The 20436-nt window shown below is 54.3% G+C and carries 16 protein-coding genes; 4 read left to right on the top strand and 12 right to left on the bottom strand.

All coding sequences use genetic code 11. The features are described 5' to 3' along the window. The 3 genes from ACN0V1_RS13890 to ACN0V1_RS13900 all read left to right on the top strand — a co-directional run. Positions 1–1045: ABC transporter permease (locus ACN0V1_RS13890; RefSeq protein WP_417545558.1), on the top strand; the 1045-nt coding region annotated here is incomplete at its 5' end. A gap of 140 nt (positions 1046–1185) precedes the next feature. Further along, positions 1186–1566 (top strand): hypothetical protein, encoded by a 381-nt coding sequence (locus ACN0V1_RS13895; protein WP_417545559.1) that lies wholly within the window; start codon positions 1186–1188, stop codon positions 1564–1566. Further along, positions 1533–2360 (top strand): LTA synthase family protein, encoded by an 828-nt coding sequence (locus ACN0V1_RS13900; RefSeq protein WP_417545560.1) that lies wholly within the window; start codon positions 1533–1535, stop codon positions 2358–2360. The genes ACN0V1_RS13895 and ACN0V1_RS13900 overlap by 34 nt, the downstream gene beginning before the upstream one ends. Before the next feature lie 134 nt (positions 2361–2494). On the opposite strand, the gene ACN0V1_RS13905 is transcribed toward ACN0V1_RS13900, so the two are convergent. The 12 genes from ACN0V1_RS13905 to ACN0V1_RS13960 all read right to left on the bottom strand — a co-directional run bounded on the left by ACN0V1_RS13905 (position 2495) and on the right by ACN0V1_RS13960 (position 15805). Beyond that, complete coding sequence (locus ACN0V1_RS13905; RefSeq protein WP_417545561.1) at positions 2495–4627, bottom strand: LssY C-terminal domain-containing protein; 2133 nt, start codon at positions 4625–4627, stop codon at positions 2495–2497. A gap of 30 nt (positions 4628–4657) precedes the next feature. After that, complete coding sequence (locus tag ACN0V1_RS13910) at positions 4658–4942, bottom strand: hypothetical protein (protein WP_417545562.1); 285 nt, start codon at positions 4940–4942, stop codon at positions 4658–4660. Between the two features lie 18 nt (positions 4943–4960). Continuing rightward, positions 4961–6250, bottom strand: coding sequence for an ATP-binding protein (locus tag ACN0V1_RS13915; RefSeq protein WP_417545563.1), 1290 nt, complete (start codon positions 6248–6250; stop codon positions 4961–4963). Next, positions 6247–6966 carry a response regulator transcription factor gene (locus tag ACN0V1_RS13920; RefSeq protein WP_417545564.1) on the bottom strand — a complete coding sequence of 240 codons (720 nt, stop codon included), beginning with the start codon at positions 6964–6966 and terminating at the stop codon, positions 6247–6249. Before ACN0V1_RS13920 ends, ACN0V1_RS13915 begins: the two co-directional genes overlap by 4 nt. Continuing rightward, the gene (locus tag ACN0V1_RS13925; protein ID WP_417545565.1) at positions 6956–8455 is read right to left on the bottom strand and encodes an ArnT family glycosyltransferase; all 1500 of its coding nucleotides are present in this window, start codon (positions 8453–8455) and stop codon (positions 6956–6958) included. Before ACN0V1_RS13925 ends, ACN0V1_RS13920 begins: the two co-directional genes overlap by 11 nt. Next, complete coding sequence (locus ACN0V1_RS13930; RefSeq protein ID WP_417545566.1) at positions 8439–9467, bottom strand: glycosyltransferase family 2 protein; 1029 nt, start codon at positions 9465–9467, stop codon at positions 8439–8441. The genes ACN0V1_RS13925 and ACN0V1_RS13930 overlap by 17 nt, the downstream gene beginning before the upstream one ends. After that, complete coding sequence (locus ACN0V1_RS13935; RefSeq protein ID WP_417545567.1) at positions 9451–9840, bottom strand: GtrA family protein; 390 nt, start codon at positions 9838–9840, stop codon at positions 9451–9453. The genes ACN0V1_RS13930 and ACN0V1_RS13935 overlap by 17 nt, the downstream gene beginning before the upstream one ends. Positions 9841–9994: 154 nt before the next feature. After that, positions 9995–12583 carry a bifunctional lysylphosphatidylglycerol flippase/synthetase MprF gene (mprF, locus tag ACN0V1_RS13940; protein ID WP_417545568.1) on the bottom strand — a complete coding sequence of 863 codons (2589 nt, stop codon included), beginning with the start codon at positions 12581–12583 and terminating at the stop codon, positions 9995–9997. Beyond that, positions 12570–13082: a DUF1003 domain-containing protein gene (locus ACN0V1_RS13945; RefSeq protein WP_417545569.1), complete on the bottom strand. Its 513-nt coding sequence runs from the start codon at positions 13080–13082 to the stop codon at positions 12570–12572. Before ACN0V1_RS13945 ends, mprF begins: the two co-directional genes overlap by 14 nt. Positions 13083–13387: 305 nt before the next feature. Further along, positions 13388–14077 carry a VIT1/CCC1 transporter family protein gene (locus ACN0V1_RS13950; protein ID WP_417545699.1) on the bottom strand — a complete coding sequence of 230 codons (690 nt, stop codon included), beginning with the start codon at positions 14075–14077 and terminating at the stop codon, positions 13388–13390. Positions 14078–14135: 58 nt separating this feature from the next. Continuing rightward, complete coding sequence (locus tag ACN0V1_RS13955; RefSeq protein ID WP_417545570.1) at positions 14136–14474, bottom strand: BON domain-containing protein; 339 nt, start codon at positions 14472–14474, stop codon at positions 14136–14138. Positions 14475–14518: 44 nt separating this feature from the next. Beyond that, the gene (locus ACN0V1_RS13960; protein WP_417545571.1) at positions 14519–15805 is read right to left on the bottom strand and encodes a ferric reductase-like transmembrane domain-containing protein; all 1287 of its coding nucleotides are present in this window, start codon (positions 15803–15805) and stop codon (positions 14519–14521) included. Positions 15806–16071: 266 nt separating this feature from the next. On the opposite strand from ACN0V1_RS13960, the gene ACN0V1_RS13965 reads away from it, so the two are divergent. Further along, positions 16072–20436 (top strand): CHASE domain-containing protein, encoded by a 4365-nt coding sequence (locus tag ACN0V1_RS13965; protein WP_417545572.1) that lies wholly within the window; start codon positions 16072–16074, stop codon positions 20434–20436.

The raw sequence follows: 20436 nt of genomic DNA on the forward strand, positions 1-20436 counted from the left end.
TCCTGGTCATCAGACACCTCACTTATGGTGGCGATATTACCACCTACGTTGGTGTCCGGAATCATTGAACCACTACAATGTGCGACATAAGTATTCGCTAGCTTTTTTGGGGGTTTTGGTACTCACCTCGGCTCTGGCCTATCTTGTGTCGGTGGTTTTTCCGGGGAAGACCAACTACTTCTACTTCATCGATGAATCACAAGGGCTGACTACCGAGAAGTTCTGGGACTTTATCGTTGACTGGATCATCACCAACACTTACGACAGCGTACAAAGCTTCAACTTCTTCATGACCACCTCAATTTTGATGCCCATGAAAGAGGCTTACTTGGCGATGCCAGTCGCTGCAACTTTGTTTCTGGTTGCAGGCACGGGCTACATTGTTGGTGGCCTTCGCTCGGCTATTGTTGTGACCGGTCTCATTGCCTTTATTGCGTTAACTCCATGGTGGGATCGCGCCCTCATTACAGCCTACATGACCACCTTCGCGGTCTTCATTTCCGTTATTATTGGTTGCAGTGTCGGCATTTTGTGCTCTCGAAGCCCCCGAGCAACGAAAGTCATATTACTGGTTTGTGACACGTTCCAGACATTCCCATCATTCGTTTACTTAATTCCAGTGATCATGTTGTTCGGTGTGAGTGACTTATCAGTGCTTATAGCGGTTATCGTATACGCCACCATCCCGGCCACACGTTACACCGTAGAAGGATTGAGCAACGTGCCTCAGTCCTTGCAAGAAGCAGGCTCCATGTCAGGGGTTAACCGTACACAGCGCCTACTAAAAATTGAACTGCCTTTGGCATTTCCACACATCATGTTGGGTATAAACCAAACCGTCATTTTCTCTTTGTTTATGATTATCATCGGTGCTTTTATCGGCACCGACGACTTAGGCCAGCTCATCATGCAAGCGTTATCTCAAGCCAACGGTATGGGCCAAGGTATTGTGCTCGGCTTATGCGTTGCCTTTATCGGCTTGGCTGTGGACCATTTGATCCATACGTGGGCAGAGCAGCGTAAGACAGCGTTAGGAATCGCTTAATCGGATCTCACCCGGTTCGATTCGCGCTGCCGTTGGACAATTCCTTGATGTTTTACTGATCAGTTACTGACGCAACCTGCCCTATTCTGCACTCCCATTAATGATTCGCTCGGGCGAATTCTTCAAATGAGAGTGCAGATATGCGTTTACCCCTTTCCTTCAATAATCACTCGTTGCCCGAACGTGTGTACCGTTGGTTCAGTTGGGCCGGTGCCTACGCACCGTTATTGATGCTGTTTTTCGCAATACTTCTCGTCGGTAGCCTGTCCAGGGCTCTGTTGGTGGCGTGGCAGTTTGATCGAGTTGCGGAGACCTCAGTATGGCCTGGCATTTTTCTCCATGGGCTAAGGGCAGATCTGATCATGGCCGGCATGGCAGTGGCACCGTTGGTTTTGTTCCTGCCGATTCTTGGCCATCGTTTCAGCTGGACTGTGTGGAAGCGATTAACCGGCCTCAGAAATTTCCGACACTGCACCATCAAATCCCTGTGCAAAAACGACTGCGTCCTCTTAATCTGGTGATCGTTCTGGAGGAAAGTCTGGGCGCAACCTTTGTTGAATCATTGGGCGGCACTCCGGTTACACCGCGACTGGAAGCTTTGAAAGACTCTGGCTGGTGGTTTGAGAATCTGTATGCAACGGGTACAAGATCAGTTCTGGGTATCGAGGCTGTGGTTTCCGGGTTCCTGCCATCTCCTGCTCGTAGTGTGGTTAAACTATCACTGTCCCAAACCGGGTTTTTCACACTGGCTGACCTGTTAAAGCACCAAGGCTACAACACAGGTTTTATCTATGGTGGGGAAGCGCATTTTGACAATATGCGCAGTTTTTTCTCGGGCAATGGCTTTGACAGGATCCTGGATCAACAGAACTACACAAATCCCGCTTTTACCGGAAGCTGGGGTGTCAGCGATGAAGATCTTTTCGCAAAAACCCACGAAGACCTCCAAAAGCTCCACGCCTCCGGAGAACCCTTTTTCCGCCTGGTTTTCTCGTCTTCCAATCACCCACCGTTCGAATACCCGGATAACCGAATTGAGCGGTACGACGAAGAGAAAAACACCGTCAATAATGCCGTCAAATACGCGGACCATGCCTTGGGTGACTTCATAGACACTGCCCGGAACAGCGACTATTGGAAGGATACTCTGTTTTTGATTGTGGCTGATCACGACGCCAGGGTTTGGGGGGATGAGTTGGTTCCCCTCAAGAATTTTCAGATTCCGGGGCTGATACTCGGAGCGGATATGGAAGGCCCTGGCTCATGCCCTCCTTCCTCTGAAACTGTATCGGGAACAAGCCTACGGGTTGCCTGATTCAAATGATCAGACAAGGTTATGAACGTGAATCAGGAACCCTTGGTGCCTTCACGCTGAGCTACGCAGAAGGGACCTCCGATGGTTGCTTCATGTCCATGTCCTGGCGCGCCGACTGAGCTCTTCAAGTGTGTTTACTGGCAACCTGTTGCCAGTGTGATCACACTGACACCGCCATCATAAGGCGGGTTGTTGATACCCGGGACGCTCCTGGCGGTTTCTGGATAAAACAACTCGTAAATGCGGGTCGCCCACTGCTCTGCGCGTAGCTTCCGGGCCAGTATCTCGCGTTCCTGGTTGAAACGCGGGAGGGAGTGCGGCACGAGATGCCAGCGCTCTCGTGTTTCCCGGCCAACTGTCGCAACGTATAGCCGTTCGCCGGTATTCAGTGCATGGCTCGTACTCCAGACCCGAAGAAAACTCCGGTCGAAAACCTGGCCCTGCTGCCCTGGCTGAACCAGCCCCAGAGTTTGCGAGTTGGCGCCCCAGAACCAGGGCGACAGCGGTGCTGTCGGGTAATCTCTTCTCTGAAACGCCTTCAGATAAGCACTGGTAACGCTCCACCACTGAATAGGGTCCGCTTCTAACCAGCCAGCAGCCGCCAGACAGGTGCGAACCTGGTCAAGACTATGGGCCACGAGAATCACGTTGATCGGCGCTTCAGGATTGCCAAATACAGAACTAGCCTGGTTGGAGCTATCCTGCAACACTGCTTGCGCTAACTGGGACTGAATAATTGTTGGGTTTGTCTCTCCAGGCGGTGCTGCAATTACAGGTGCCTTGCCCATATTGAACATTAGCGCCAGAACCATAAAGGCGGCAAAACCGCCAACAGCGCCAATCAGCCTCAGCGTTGGAGCAAGCTCGAACCTGCAGCCAAACCAACGCTCAGGAATCGGGCTCAGGTAAGTGGCCGAAATGCCCAGCATCAACCCCATGGCGCCGACAAGGTAACCGGCAACCACATCGCTGAGATAATGGACTCCCAGATAGAGACGGCTAAACCCGATCAAAGACGCCACCAACACGCCCAATAACAGCAGATTGAGGCGTGTACGCCAGAGTCGAACAAAACGCATCGCCAGGTAAATGGAAAAACCGTAAAACGCAATGCTGATGCTGGCATGCCCGCTGGGAAAGGAAAAGCCCGCCGGGTCTATCAGGCCACCCTCCGGTCTGGGACGGTGAAACATCAGCTTGCTGAGCATGGTCAGCAGCTCACCGCTCCCGACGGAGACAACCAGCGGAAGAATAAGCGCAGGCTGTCGGCGATACCAGAGCCAGCAAGTCGTGGCGAACATACCACTGGCCACCAATGGCCAGAAACCAAGTGAAGTTATGGCGTAGAATAAATGGTTGAAAAATGGTGTGCGAACGCTGGCCAGTAGCGAATTAACCCGCGCATCGATTTCGGTAACAGCATCGCCGGTAACAACGTCTTCCGCCAACCCGCTGAAAACGAAAAGAAGATATAGTCCACAGACACTAGTGAGCGTCATCGGTAGCCCAAACCAACGGGCGCGGTTGAAGCGCTGCTGGATTAAACGAGTAGTGGTGGGAAAGCGCCGCGCCAGGCCGACAACCTCCGGGTTCTGACGTATTGCGGCGCCCACCGATAGAACAATCGACCGGAGAAACTGAAAGCCACTGGGGCCATAGCGCAACAGGGACCAGCGCAGACCATAAATGAGGACCAGCGCGATAACCAGAATCAGCGCCATGATACCAATACGGGAGAGCCAGACCTGGGCAAGGGACAGGGACTGGGAGAACAGATAACCAGGCAGGATCCACTGCGCGCTCCAGCCGACGGCACCGGCCAGGTTCCAGATCATGAAAGAACGCCGTTCCATACCAGCCATGCCGGCAATGAAGGGCATGATCTCTTTTACCGAAGGCACGAAACGCCCCAGAAACACGCTCTTGCCACCGTGATCATGGAAAAACGCCTCCGCTTTTCCCATGTGATCAGCTTTCAGGAACCAGCGGTCCTGGCGCAACCAGTGCCGCCCATAACGGTGCCCCAGAAAATAGTTAAGATTATCCCCGAGGATGGCGCCCACGATAGCGAAGAACAGCAGGTCGCCAAGATCGAAAACGCCTTGTCCAGCCAGCATCCCCATCAACAGCAGCAATGCTGAGCCAGGAACCAGAAGGCCGAGCAGAAACGCCGTCTCTGCCAGTGCCGCGAGCAAGGCAAACCAATAGCCCCATACCCCGGCACTCTGAGCCAGAGACAGGGTTGCCTGAGTGATCGAATCCATCATCGTAGGGCCCTGATTGCGGAAGTGTGACTGTTAGCCGTTGCTTTCTTCACCTAATTTGCCACCTTCGTTTTCGCCGTCATTCTGATCACCCGGGATGACAGTGCCAGTGTCGGCAGCGACCATCCGTTCAGTTACCACGCCTGCGGCGTAGGCGACCTTGAGTTCGATGGCGAGCGTATCATCCTCATGCTCGAATTCCGCGCCCAGCATTTTGTCCCCTTGAGCTTCGGCCAGAATGAAGAAGGTTCCTTTCACAAGGATTAGTAGGTTTATTGCAGCCGGAGGAGTCGCAACCCTTTCCCATTGGGCTGCCATGCTACCTGATTAATAGGATCAGACCAGGTTATGAACGTGAATCAGAAACTCAGTGCCGTCGCTGTCCGACTGGGCTATCTCCAGATCCCAGCCTAACCGCTCACAAACCAGCCGAACGATCAGCAACCCAAAGGTAGTGTTACCGGACTCTCCGGTTGCCGAGGTGATAGCACTGGGTGCTCCCACAGCGCCGAGGTGCTCGGTTACGTTGATTGGAAGCCCGGATCCAAAGTCTCGCACTGAGATTCGGTTTTCGATCATTCGAACTTCTACTTCAGCACGAGTGTGGCGAAGCGCATTTTGCAACAAATTGCGCATCAACATGCGCACCAAAGCGGGATGAGTTGTGACTCTCAACCCCGGGCTGTTGTTGTAAACCGTGATTCGTCCGGCATGATCCGGATGTCCATGTTCGAGATCATCAATCGTGTTCTGGACGACCTCTTGCAGCACAATGGCTCTCGCATCGCTTTCGGACGCTTCACTGCGCGCAAGCTCGAGCAGAACCTCCGTATCGTCGCGCATGGTTTGCATGGCCCGGCGAATACGGGCGAGGGTTTTCTGATCTGCTGCCGACAAACTTTGCCGTTGTTCCAACACATTCAGGGCGCCACTCATCACGGCTAACGGCGTGCGAAGCTCATGGCTGGCGAGCTTTACAAATGATTTCTCCCGCTCAATGTGATGTTCCAGCGCTGACAGAAACCGGTTAAACGCTTCGGCAATGTCGCAAAACTCCTGATCACGGTAGTCCGTATCAATTTGCCGCATGGACGATCCGGGGCTCGTGTTCATGACTTCATGGGTTAGCTTTCTGAAAGGTCGCACCAGGTATTGGGCGCCTGTTCGGGCAATAAAAAAGCCGACGAGGAGCATGAAGCCCGCCACGCCGACCAGAGCTAGCTGCACCAAGGACTCACGGTTTTCCATGATAGTAATGTCCTGGGCCAGAAACAGCTTGCCGTCTGGTTGGTCCAACTGCTCGCCGACTATCAGCAGCGTTGTCTCACCTATCTCGATTTCCTGGGAAAACGGCAGCGAGCGGCTACGGAAATATTCAGGCAATACAAGGTCGGCCTCGCCTTCCGGGAGAAAAACGGCCTCCAACTGGGCCGTTTTTATGGGTTGAAAAGTCCCTTGCTGAAGTTGCTCGGTGAAATACTCCGCATCCGCCTTCAGTTCAAGACCAAGAATGGTGTCCTCAACATCATTAACGAACAGCTCGACGATAAACATCGAGGTTGCGGTTGTGACGGCAATCAGGAAAAAAAGCGTTCGAGCGAGGCGTTTGGTTAACGATGATTTCATGGGGCGTCGGTGTTTCCTTTCGCAGGAACCTCCAAACTGTATCCTCGCCCGTGGATTGTTTTTACCAGCCCACTGCCCAGGCCGGCCTGCAGCGATTTTCGGAGAGTGTAAATGTGAGTACGAAGGCTATTGCCTTCCGTTTCGCCGTGACGAGCTCCCCATAGGGCATCACTCAGTGCTTCATGGCTGAGAAAGCTCGGATACGCTCGTACCAGTAATTCAAACAGGCGAGCCGGCGTGCCGGACAAAGCCGTTTTCAATCCGTTTAGTTCTACTTCCAACGTACCCGGATCGAAGCGAATATCACCCGCTGACAAGACCCGTCGCTGTGGCAAATACCGTCGATGCAGAGCTTCAATCCGTAGCTGTAACTCACGCAGCTCGAACGGCTTCACAATGTAATCATCCGCACCGCAATCAAACCCTTTTTCCTTGTCGGACAGGCCACTCAGTGCCGTCATCAGAATAACGGGAGTCTGGCACTGCAGGTCTTTGCGTATACGTTTACAAATATCGTAGCCACTGACGCCCGGGAGCATCAGGTCGAGTACGATAACGTCATAGCTTTGCGTGGCCAGCAGATGCAACGCGGTCAAGCCATCAGCAGCGAAGTCCAATACGTAGCGATCTTCACCCAGAAATTCGAACAGGTTTTCCGCAAGATCCACCTGGTCTTCAACGATTAATAGTCTGAGCTGTGGTTGGTTAGATGTCACTCGAGCGAACTCCATTGGCGTCAGACACCGGTTGCTGATCGCGCCGCAATCCGGCAATGACTAACAATTGATAGCGTCTATTTTCCATGACCTTTCGAGCGGAAGTAGCGAAGCCAGCCACTTTTTCGCCTGGCCAGGTTCTGGGAACCGCAACATACAAACGCTGGTACGCCTCGGCCGTCTGCAAGTTGCTCAACCCGCTCTTTGTCATTTCCAGAGCGGTTCCGTCTGAGTAGAATCGGGCTGAAAATGGCAGGTCATCCAGATAGATCAACGGGCTGTCGTCGGCTGTCCTGGCCAACTGATAATAGCTTACCAGTTCTTTCTCTGTCTTTAGTGACTGCCAACCCGTGGCGGAAAGACCTACGAACACAGTCAGTAAAACCGGGACCAACGCCACCAAACCGCCCCGTAACCGGACCAACCGGAAAGACTGGCATTCCGACGCCCAACGGCCGATCAAAATAGCCGTAAACGGTAACGAGGGTAATATGTAAGTCCAGAGTGTATTACCTGCGAGCGTGAAAAACAGCATCGGTGCCAACGCGCTGACCAATAAAAAGCTAACGCCCGGATTTGATATCGTCCTGCTAACGATGCCGCTTCTTTTCCCTCTGAACCATGCCAGCACCAGACTCACCAGCGCAACAACGCCCCAGGGAAACGAGGCCCATAACCAGTACATCCAGATCATGCCTTTAGGCTGATTGTGGGCGTTGCCGTAAAGATCACCTGCCCACCCTGGATCCAGAAACCGGCGAACATGCTCCCCTACGATAAAGTAATCCAGAAAGCCTGGTGTCTTGAGTTCCGCCAGTATGTACCAAGGACAGACCAGCAGGGCCGTCAACAGGGTTCCTCGCCACCAGGGCAACCGTCGCAGGTTGTTGGTCGTTTCCCTCCATGAAAGGAGTAACCACAGCACGATGGGAATCCCGACCAGGACTATGGCTAACGGCCCTTTGGACAGGAGTCCGATTACCAATCCAAGAAAAAAAAGCCACCGCCACAAGCCGCCCTCTCCTGCCATTACCAAGCAAAAGCTTACCAGAGTCAGGGTAGTGCCCAGTGCCAGGAAAGCGTCGGTCATCACGGCGCCCGCGCTAATATAGGTGAGTGCCATGGTTGCGAAAACCAGGCAACTCCATTGAGCCACCTGGACACTCCACAGCTGCCGCGCCAATCGCCAGACCAGCCACACCATGGCGAGCGTTGCCAGCCAGGAGGGAAACCGCAGCGAAAACTCCGAGACACCAAATACCTTGATGGCCGCCGCCTGTGCCCAGAACGACAAGGGCGGTTTACCCCAGAAAGGAACTCCGGGCTCAAACCACGGCGTAATCCAGTCACCGGTTTCCGCCATCAGGCGGGCAATTTCCGCGTAGCGCGGCTCGGTAGTATCGGCAAAAGGAAAAAACGCCATACCGATAAAACGGCTAACCATCACTGCAGCCAGTACCAGCAGCAAGACATTAAACCGCTTTGACATGTCGCGCCCCCGGTGTTTTACGGTGCGCCTGTTGGCGTATGCCATTCAGGTTTTCGATCACCTCTTCTGTCAGGTACACCGGGCGCTGCTTTGATTCCATGTAGGTCTTGCCGACGTATTCACCCACAATGCCCACACTCATCAGCTGAATACCGCCCAGAAAGCTGATGATGGCGACGAGCGATGGATAACCACTGGTGGCATCGCCCAGCATTAAAGCCTTGACCACAATCCACACCCCGAATACCGCGCCCATGCTGGCTGCAATAAGCCCGATCATTGTCGCCCAACGCAACGGAGATACAGAAAACGAAGTCAGCCCCTCCAGTGCCAGACCCACCAATCCGGGGTAATCCCATTTCGTTTCACCCGCCGCTCGGGGTTCGCGATCGTATTGGATGACCTGGGAGGGCATACCGATCCAGGCAAATAAGCCTTTCATATAACGGTTGCGTTCTTTCAGCGCCAACAGTGCGTTAACGGCTTTGCGGCTCATCAACCGAAAGTCACCGGTATCTACGGGAATATTCGTTCGGCTGGTCCGATTCAGCAGTCGATAAAACAGATGCGCACTCCAGCGTTTGAACGCGGTTTCGCCAGCCCGTGAGCGACGCTGCATCAGGACAACGTCAACACCCGACTGCCAGCACTCGACCATGGCCGGGATTTGCTCAGGCGGATCTTGCAGGTCTGCATCCAGCACGATCACCGCATCGCCCTTTGCGTGTTCCAGCCCTGCAGTCATCGCGGCTTCCTTGCCGAAATTACGACTCAGCTTGATCAATCGGATGCCGGACGTTCGGTCAATAACACTGCGAATGTATTGGGCACTGCCGTCGTCACTGCCGTCATCAATCAGCACGATTTCCCAATGCAGGTCCAAGGTGGCAAGCACAGGTAGAACCCGCTCAAAGAACAGCGGCAGCATCGGACGTTCGTTGTAGAGCGGCACCACCAGTGATAACAGCGTGTTATCAAACGGTACGGCGGGGATTTCAACGCGTTTGTTCATGGAAAACCAGCCTCTGATAAACAATGTAATTCAGTGCAGCGACAAGCCCTGTGGTCACGACTTGTGACAGCGTGACAGGAAGTGCCAGGACGTTATTGAGCAGGAAAAAAAAGACGAGATTGCAGAACCAGGCGACAAAGCAGGAACCGACATAGCGCCACAACGTGACCCTGTGAGGACCGGCATTGCGAAACGCCAGGCGCCGCTGGAGGCCGTAATTTAGCACCGCGCCAGACACGCTTCCGCTCGCGGTTGCCAGCACCGGCTCAAGCCCGACGCCGACCAGCGCTGCCATAACAAGCCAGTGACACAGCGTGGCAAGGCCACCGGCCGTCACAAATCCTTGCAATTGGCGAGGTAAGAGTGTGTTCATGAGAAAACCACCACATTGGCGACTGAAAAAGTCGACCTGACATCGAGTGGGTATAATGGCCTACCCCGTGTCACGGCTTTGTGGAGGTTTCATCAGGAATATGTCAAAACTTGGCAGGTTGGGGTTTATCCCACGAGGTTTTTTCGATAACGCCCTAATTCATCAATCTACGAAATCCTCCCGAAATCAGCACATTTATTTCGTTAAGGATTCGGGGGGTAGCTAGTCCACCGGGGGTGGCCAGATAAATCGGACTCCACTCCGGGTCAAATTTCTCTTTAAAGGCCCTGAGTCCTCCGAAATTGTAAAAATGTTCGCCGTGTTCGTATACGAAGCCGCCGATGCGATTCCAGATTGGCGCCAACTGGCGGTTCTCTATGCCCGAAAAGGGCGCAGCACCCAATGAGAACCAGTGATAGCCTTGGCCCACACCCCAGAGCATGAGCTCCGCAAGCAGTGCATCCATCGCAAACCCAGGACCACCCGGGCGATGGCGCATCAGATCAAAGGACAACTCGTGCAAATTAGCGCCCTTAAAGAGGTTGGCGAAAGCGACAATCTCGCCCGTATTGCTACGCAAGACGGCCACGTCGAAATTGGAGATATAGCTTTCTGCAAAGGCCCCCAGCGCAAACCCTTTTTCCTCTCCCTGCTTACTCCTGAGCCATGCATCTGAGATCGATCGCAATTCCGCCATTGACGAAGCGAGACTGGCCGCTGGAACCACTTCAAACACATAACCGTCACGGGCGGAGCGGTTGCGTGCCTGGCGCAGAGCTTTCCTGTTCGAGCCGTCGAGCGTAAAGGCGCTCAGATCGACCCGAGCCACCTCGCCAATCTTGAGAATTGACAGGCCAAGATCGAGAAAAACCGGCATGTATGTCAGCGATACACCATAGAAAGCACATCGTTTTCCCTGTCGGTCGGCCATTTCGCGGAGTTGCCAGATAAGTTTCTTTGCCATTTCCGCATCACCTATCGGATCGCCCTTTGCGATCAGTGAACGGCCGGTATCGGCATAAGCGATGAAAGCGCTTTCGTCGTCAGAAAGGAGAAATGATTTGTCCCCCATTAGCGCGATGCTCGCCTCGGTGTCTTCGCTTGCCGTGACAAGCCTGCGCACCGCGTCGGGAATCGGCTCCAGTTGCTTACGGCTGGCCCTCCCGGTCATCAGGGAGTTGAACGCGATCACAGCCAGGATGACTGCCGCAGCTAGACTGGCCCGCAGAAAGCGTGAGGCGTCACCGTGCCATGTAAAATCCCACCAGAGCGCATTGCGATAAGGTATATGGGAATGGGCGAAGAACCCGATCCAGATGACCGCAGCCAAAAGGGCGAGCACGCTGACGAGCCAAGTTCTATTTAACCGGAACACCGATGCGCTGTCCGCCCGATAGAAGGCCGGACGGAACAGCCCCAGTATAGCCAGAGTGCCCAGCATCGACAGGGACTCCTGCCAATCAAGTCCTTTTAGCAGCGACGCGACCAACCCCAAGGCAATTAGCCCCATCGCCACAGCCCAAGCGCGGTAAAGTTTGCGATAGAGGCCCCGTGCCACAACAATCAAAAAAAGTCCGGTGATGCTACCCACCAGATGAAATGTTTCGACAAAAGACAGAGGCAACAAATCGCGCAACACTCCCAGCCGCGACTGTTCGGCTGGGAGACTGCCTGATATGAGAAGAAGAACTCCGGTAAGCAGTGCGATGCCCGCTGCAATGGGAGGAACCAGTGGTTGGAAAGCGCGCCAGATCATTTGCGCGCCACCGGTCAGTTCACGCCGACGCGCTATCGCAGCCATCAGGCTTAGGCCCAATACCGCGACGATGAAAGGGACGACCGTATAGATTACACGGTACAGCAAAAGTGCCGCCAGAACGTCCGCTCTACCCAAAGCGCCCAATCCGGCAATAATCGTCCCCTCAAACGCGCCCAATCCCCCCGGGGAGTGACTGAGGACGCCTAACGCGACCGCAGCAAAGAAAACAGTCATGAAATAGGGCAAATTATGCACTAAATCAGCGGGCATCAGGACGTAGAGAACCATCGCTGCACTCGCCAGATCGAGCACCCCCGCACCCGTCAGGGCCGTGCCAATTTTCGCGCCCGGCAGGGTGATTCCGAAATTTCCCGCCTTCAGTTTGCGCTTGCCAGTTGCCAGCCAGAGGAGATAGGCAGCCAGCCCTCCAAGAATTGCGAGACCGGTCCCCGTTTCGAGTGCCGGGGGTATTGGCAACACCGCGCTTAAACTCGACGGATGGAAGGTCAGCAGACCGCCTATTATAAGCGCCAACCCCGAACAAAACCCGCTCCAGGCTATTGCGGTGACCCCCGTGACCGATGCTAGATTGAGGCCGAAGGAAAAATAAATTCGGTAGCGGACGGCAGTGCCTGTCAGGTAGGAGACGCCTAGCAATCCGGATATGGCATAACCTGCCGCGCCAGCCAGCGCGGCAACGCGGAAAGGAACCTTAGATGGCGCCACCAAGTGGACGGCAAGGGCGTCATAAAACGAAATACCAACAAAACTGAGCGCTGTAAAGGCGAGTGCCGTGAGCAATGAAACCGGAGACGCCGCGACGAGGTCGGCTTTCACGTCGATCCATTTTACATGGGACGCCAAACTGTGTAGAGCGAAAACGACAATCACCACAATGACAAGCGGAACTGCAATCCTGACAATGGGGTGCTTGACGATCCGCAGCCATTTGCCTTGAGGCAGCGTGCCTTCAGCGACGGCCATCAGAGTTATCTTCTAACAAATCGATCTGTATCTGCTGCAACTCAACGAGCTTCTGCCATTGATGAGCAAGCTGATGGTCAATTTTTTCGTGCAACTGGCGGATTTCAAGTTCAGCCTTCAGGTTCACACGATAATCGTTTTCAGCCCGCAGCCGATCCTTGGTTGCCTGTCGACCCTGACTCATCATGATCACAGGAGCCTGCATCGCGGCAAGACATGACAGTACGAGGTTCAGCAGAATGAACGGATAGGGGTCGAAAGGTTTGGCGCTCAGCCCCACGACATTGAGCGTGATCCACGCAATCAAAACGACAGAAAACGACAGGATGAATGTCCAACTGCCACCAAATTTGGCGACCTTGTCCGCGGTGCGCTCGCCAAACGTGTACTTCCTCTCAATCTCGTCCAAAGGGTTGCGGGAGACAAGTTGTCCAGATTCAAGGCTTTCAATAACCTGTCGATCCAGTTCGTTCAACTCACCTTGTTCATCTTCAAGCAACTGCTCGACATACTGACGTCGAAACCGGGCAAGGTCGCGCTTGCAAATTTGCTTTCCTTCGGCCCAGCCCGGTGCGGCACGGGAGATCAGATCTGATACTCCCGGCCGGACTGAAATCCAGGGGCGTAGTTTTGACGTCGAAAAGGCCTGCCCGCAGATATGGCAGACAGATCGTTGTTCGGCATTGGACGGAACAGGCTTGGTTATCATATTCGAGGCCTTCTCTCGCGGCTCATGGCAACATAATGAGTGAAAGACAGGTTTACAGGAAGCTCAAATCCAGAAGCCTGTGAAGCCCAGCCCCACTATGCAACCACACCAAATATTCGACCTACGCCTGCCGTAATTGCCATTGCGAGTGCACCCCAAAATGTAACTCTGATTGCGCCGACAGCTATCGAGGCCCCGCCTGCACTTGCAGCAATTCCGCCTAGAAGCGCGAGAAAAACCAGTGAGGATACTGCAACAACAGAAATAAGCTGGCTACCCGGTACAACCCACGCCGCCGCCAACGGAAGTGCGGCACCAATGGTAAAGCTGCCTGCCGATGAGAACGCCGCTTGAACGGGCTGGGCGCTAACACTTTCCGAGATTCCTATTTCATCCCTGGCGTGGGCACCAAGTGCGTCATGAGCCATTAACTGCTCAGCAACTTGCTTCGCCAGAGCCGACTCAAGCCCTCTGTGTTCGTATATTAAAGCGAGCTCCTCTTTTTCAAACTCAAAATCCTGTTCCAATGACCTTTTTTCAATAGCCAGATCTGCCTTTTCAGTATCGGACTGCGAGCTAACGGACACGTACTCCCCAGCCGCCATAGACATACCGCCTGCCACCAAACCAGCAAGTCCTGCCAGAAGAATGCCTTGATGAGTACTGCTAGCAGCAGCTACACCAATAATTAGACTTGCCGTAGAAACTATTCCGTCGTTTGCACCCAGTACTGCTGCACGTAACCAACCCACGCGATGTGAGCGATGGACTTCGCTATGACTCATATGCTTTCCCAGTAAATCGAATTGAAAACGAGGCTGTAGAAAAACCTTCACAGCACCCTCACTTCCTGATGCTCAACTCATTATGGATGGTGTGGAAGCCATCCGCCCCCTGAGTGAGCTCTATGGCAATATCGATTTGTCTCTGCGTGTCGACGACGCCAACGAGACGCACATCACCTTTCAGAGTAGTCACGCTGATATCAAAGCCATTCAGGGCAGGATCCCCCTGCAGAGCCTTCTTGACGTTTTCGGTCACGTCGGCATCCGCCACGTTGGTGGCGTTCGAGGTGGTTCGCTGTATACCTTCGAAATTTCCGGCGGGCTTGTTGCAAGCCGTCAACAACGCAACGGTGATCAAAGTGATGCTCAAGAATTTTGTTCCACTATATTTTTTCATTGGACTCTACTCATTGTTGGCAGGGCTGAAAGACGAGCCCTGTTTCAGCGAAACTCGAAACTCTCCTGGTGCAATCGTAATGAAATGGACTGTTGTTTCAGTCCGCTTCGCAGGGCGTTTGCCAGACTCTGCGGCCCGCAAAACCAGACATCCACCCTGGAGTCATGGATTTGCAGTTGATTCACGGTCAATCGCTGCCCCTGCATACTGTCGTGGATGTGCAGTGATACATCTGGGAGCCGCTCCGTCAGTTGTTGCAGGCGAGTCAGCATTGGGTCATCTACGGCTCCGGCGGTGCAGTAATGCAGTGTGACCGCAGGACGTTCTTGTTCGGAATTGATCAGGCGGTTTTCCAGCGCCGCCAGAAACGGTGTGATTCCGATGCCGCCCGCCACCCAGATTTGCTGGGCGTTTTTTCTGCCGCTGTCGGGATCAAAGCGTCCATAAGGGCCTTCGAGTGTCACGGCCTGGCCACTGCGCAGCTTCTGCGGGATCTTGCCGGTGTAGTCTCCCAGTGCCTTGATGTGAAAACTGAGCTGGCCGCTATCATTGTCAGCACTGGACAGGCTGAAAGGGTGCGCCCCTTCCATACTGTCGAAGGTCACCAGGGCGAATTGTCCGGCTTGATGCCCCGGCCACCGCTTGCCCATGTCACAGACGACTTCCGTGATGTTGGCTGATGTCTGCCTGATAGCCTGAACCAACCCTTTGTAGCGGCGACTTCTTCCGATTTGTCCAGTCAGTGATTGCAGGCTTGCGACGGCACTACCTGCTATCAACAGCGCCATCAGCCAACCGGTGGGTTGTTGCCACCATTTCAGCGGGGCCAGCAACAGCGCATGGGTGGCCAGTACCAGATAAATCAGTGGCATCACCCTGTGCAGGTAGCGCCAGTAATAGTAGGGCACCCATCGGGTCAGGGTAATGACAACCAGAAACAGCAGCAGATAAAGGCCGGGCTCGCCCAGGTCTTCAGCGCCATCCTGAAGACTGTCCAGCAAGCCCGAAAAGTGTGCTTCCTTCAAACTGCGATCCGAACCAAATAGTGCTTCGAGACCATCATCCGCCATTTCGACCAGCCAGTGTGCCAGCGCGAAAACGACAGCCAGAATGCCGGTCCATTTATGTAACTGATACATGCCGTCCAGGCCACCCAACGGCCATTCCAGCCATGCAGGCCGGGTAGCCAACACCATGGTGATGGACATGAAATTGATGGCAAGGTATCCACTGAGTGTCAGCAACTGCTCATAGCTCAGCCCCGGGGTCCAGAAGCTGAGCTGAACCGTCAAAAGCAGTAAAAGCGCGACACTGGTACGTAAGTTAGGCACGAACAAACTCCGGTTGGGTTTGTTTGAATTCTGCAGGGTTAACCTGACACCAACCTTAAAAGTCCAGCATTCCCCTCTTTAGAGGCTCTGTGTAACTAATTTGATCCAGGCCAGAAGTGGAGACGTATAGTTTTCCTGAATTGAGAACAATTTTTGCGTATCGTGTTTTATTAAAAGATACCTTTCGTTGCCGAGTTATACCGGGGTCGACGTCATTCTGAAGGGCGACAAGGAAGGATCCAGAATAAAAAATAGTGGGTTATAATGTGCCAAAACATTTCTTCGTTCCTCTAACCGTTCTACTCCTGTCTTTGACCGTAACCACAAGCGTATGGTATTTCGTCGAGCGCCACGTCAACGAGTACGCAGCGCAGCGTTTAAATGCCGAAACACAGTTGCTCGAATCCCGTATCAAGGACCGAATGTTGGCCTACGAGCTGGCTCTGCGGGGCGGGACAGCGCTTTTTCGCGCCTCTTCGCAGGTCACCCGAGACGAATGGAGCGACTACGTCTTCTCACTGCAGCTTGACCAACACTTTCCGGGAATCCAGGGCATAGGCTTTTCCTTGCGCATCCCTTCAGCCGATAAGGCGGAACATATTCGTCAGATCCAGGCTGAGGGATTTCCCGATTACAGGGTAAAGCCGGCGGGTGAACGGGAGGAATACACGTCGATTATTTACCTTGAACCCTTTGATGAACGCAATCGTCAGGCGTTGGGCTACGATATGTTTTCACAACCGACCCGCCGAGAGGCCATGGAAAGAGCGCGTGACACAGGGGCTGCCGCGATGTCGGGAAAGGTTGAGCTGGTTCAGGAAATCAGCGAAGACAAGCAAGCTGGTTTTCTTCTCTACCTCCCTGTTTACGCAGCGCCGGGCATACCAGCCGCATTGGATGCGCGCCGTGAAACCTTGCTCGGGTACGTCTACAGCCCGTTTCGCGCTAACGATCTGATGCACGGCATCCTGCCGAAGGGCGGTTCAAGGGTTAGCTTTAACATTTATGATGGCAAGCAGGCCGCTAACAACGCGCTGCTTTACGAAGGTGATGCCGAGCTTAAACTCGACACTGCGGGTCGCGAGCCGATGTTCATTTCGGCCACCTCAATTGACATCGCAGGTCGATCATGGACGATCACCTACCATTCGACCCCCTCTTTCGAAGCCGGGTTCGTTTTTACCCTCGCCCACAGCACTATTTTCGGGGGGCTGTTTCTCAGCGTACTCCTGTTTGTTATTAGCTGGATGCTTGTCACCACCCGGCAGCGCGCTCAAAGTCTTCGGAAAGAAGTCATCCTGCGCAAGGAAGCCGATGCTGAAATCCATCAACTCAATACCCATCTCGAACACCGTGTGCAACAACGCACCGCCGAGTTGCAGCGCCAGGAACACCTGAATCACGTGCTCCTGGAGAGCCTGAATGAAGGCGTAGTAGCCTGCGACACCAACGGCATCTTGACATTGTTTAACAAGAGCGCGCGGGAGTGGCATGGCGCAGACCTGCGTGCAATCCCCCCTGACGAATGGGCCGAGCATTACGGACTCTTCAAAGCAGATGGCGTCACGCCCTTGCAGGCGGAGCAGATTCCGCTACTGCGCGCCCTGCGCGGCGAACAGGTGACCGACGCGGAGATGACGATCTGCGTCGGCGGTAAAAAACCGCGCCTCGTGCTCGCCAACGGCGGTCCCTTACGTGATGACAGTGGTAAAAGTTTAGGGGCGGTGGCTGTCATGCGCGATGTTACCGAAGAACGGCGCAGCGCGCAGCGCCTCGCCGATCTTTTCGAGCTCGCGCCCGACGCCATTTTGATGTCCGATCATAACGGTACCGTCGTGCAGATGAACCGTCAGGCCGAAAGATTGTTCGGCTGGCAGCGCGCAGAGTTACTGGGGCAACCAGTGGAATTACTCATACCAATGCATTCCCGGGCCGCACACGGCAAACTACTCGACGGATTCCTGCAATCCGCTACGTCCCGCAGTATGGGCCGGGGCCGGGCTCAGGAAGGCCTGCGCGCGTTGCGCAAGGATGGTACGACATTTCCTGTGGAAATCAGTTTGAGCCCGGTGGAATCGGAGGATGGCTCGCTGGTCGCCGCTGCCGTGCGTGATATCAGCGAGCGCGTGCATGCAGAACAAGCCATGCGCGAGGCAATGAGCATGCTGGATGCGACTGATGATGGCGCATTTATTTTTGACCCCGAATCATTGCGCTTCATTTACGTGAATGAGGGAGCAATCTGCCAAATTGGCTATTCGCGCGAGCAGTTACTCACCATGACCCCCGTGGATATCAAGCCCGCATTCAACGAGACTCAGTTCCGGGAGATGCTGGCACCGCTCCTGCAAGGTGAACACAACAGCCTTCACCTCGACACACTGCACCGCCACATCGACGGTCACGACATCCCTGTAGAGATCACCATTCAGTATATGGTGTCGTCCACGGAGCGGCGGCGTTGCATCGCCATGGTGCGTGATGTGTCGGAGCGCAAACGCGTCCTGCACGAGTTGGAAAAGGAAGTGAAAGAACGGCAGGCAGCTAATCTGGTGGTCGAAGGAGAACGCAAGCTACTGGCGCAGCGGGTCGCCGAACGCACAGCGGTACTCAGAGCAACCAACCAGCAACTCGAGCAGGCCAAGGTAGAGGCCGAACAGGCCAACCGTGCCAAGTCAGCCTTCCTGGCTGCGATGAGCCACGAAATCCGTACCCCGATGAATGGCGTCATCGGCATGGTAGAGGTACTTTCACGCAGTCAACTAACCGAAGACCAGGCCGATGCACTGAACACCATCCACGATTCCGCTTTTTCTCTGCTGAGATTGATTGACGATATCCTGGACTTCTCCAAAATCGATGCCGGCCGCCTGGAGCTGGAGCGGGTACCGGTTGACGTGAGGGGTGTCGTCGAAGGTGTCTGCAACTCACTCCTGCCGGTGGCCGATGGCAAAGATGTTGACCTCTTGCTGTTCATCGACCCCCATATACCCAAACAGGTCTGGTCCGATGTTACCCGGTTACGCCAGGTGCTCTATAATTTGGTGGGCAATGCCGTCAAATTCAGTAGCGCACGACAGCAGAAAAGGGGCCGGGTGGAAGTGCGAGTGGAAATGGCTGATATCGCCTCAGATCGATTGGTCTTTGCGATCAGTGATAACGGTATCGGTATGACCCCCGAGACACTGGCCAATCTGTTCACCTCTTTCAATCAGGCCGAGACCTCCACCACGCGGCGCTTTGGGGGCACTGGGCTGGGCCTGGCTATCAGTAAGCGCCTGGTGGAAATAATGCAGGGCGATATCACGGTGGTAAGTGAGCTGGGTAAACATTCCACCTTCACAGTTACTTTGCCGATTGAGGCAGTGAAAGAAACGGTAGAAAGTACGGACCATTTCCAGCAAGACCTTAGCGGACTGGATTGCATCCTGGTCGCTGGCTCCAATATTAACGCCGATGATCTATGTCTCTATCTGGAATATGCTGGCGCACACGTGCAGCGAGCCACGGATCTGAACGCAGCGGCACAACGGGCGGCGGGCCTGGACAAGGCAGTGGTGATCATTCAGGACACGGGACGTAAAGCCGTGTCGATTCCGCTCAATGCACTGCACGCGGCTTTCGATGTTGCTCCTAACACGCGTTATCTGTTGATTACCTGGGGGCAGCGCCGGCGATTGCGGGTGGAGGCCCCCGGTGTAGTTACCCTGGATGGTGACGCTTTGCGACAGGCGTCCCTGTTGCACGCCGTGGCAGTGGCGGCAGGTAGGGCTTCTCCCAAAACAATCTACCCGGCCGCTGTTACGGATCTTTTAGCCACTGAGCAGCTACCCCCTCCCTCTGTCGCGGAGGCGCGTACCCAGGGCCGTCTGATCCTTGTCGCCGAAGATGATTCGATTAACCAGAAGGTTATTCTGCGACAGCTCAGTTTACTCGGCTATGCGGCGGAAATTGCCAGTAACGGTGTAGAAGCCCTGGAAATGTGGCGTAAAGGTGACTATGCCTTGCTGCTAACCGATCTGCACATGCCGGAAATGGACGGTTACACTCTGACAAAAACCCTTCGACAGGAAGAGGCAAAAGGACAGCATATGCCAATATTGGCACTGACTGCCAACGCGCTCCTGGGTGAGGCAAAACGCGCTAAGGCAGCGGGCATGAACGAGTATCTAACCAAGCCGCTGCAGCTCCACATCCTCAGCGATGCGCTGATGATCTGGATGCCTGAAATTGACGAAACCGGTGCATCATTACTGCCCTCAGTGGACGACAAACAAGCGCCTGTCGCCGCAATCGACGTGGCGACACTGAAAAACCTGGTGGGGGATGACGATGACATTGTGCGAGACTTGCTCGGCGACTATCTCGCGTCAGCCGAGCAACAGGTCAGCGACCTGTATGCAGATTTTAGCCTTGGTAATACCGGTCGTGTCGCGTCCATCGCCCACAAACTCAAATCCTCGTCACGTTCTGTTGGCGCATTGGCGCTTGGAGATCTGTGCACGGAACTGGAAAATGCCTGTAGGGCCGAAGACAAGGAATCCACTGCGCAGCACATGTCGAAAATCGAAGGAACCTGGAAAGCAGTGGCGGTTGAGATCGCCGATTTTCTCGACCAGCAGAAAGTTTAG

It is taken from the genome of Marinobacter sp., assembly GCF_048266785.1.
GTDB lineage: Bacteria > Pseudomonadota > Gammaproteobacteria > Pseudomonadales > Oleiphilaceae > Marinobacter.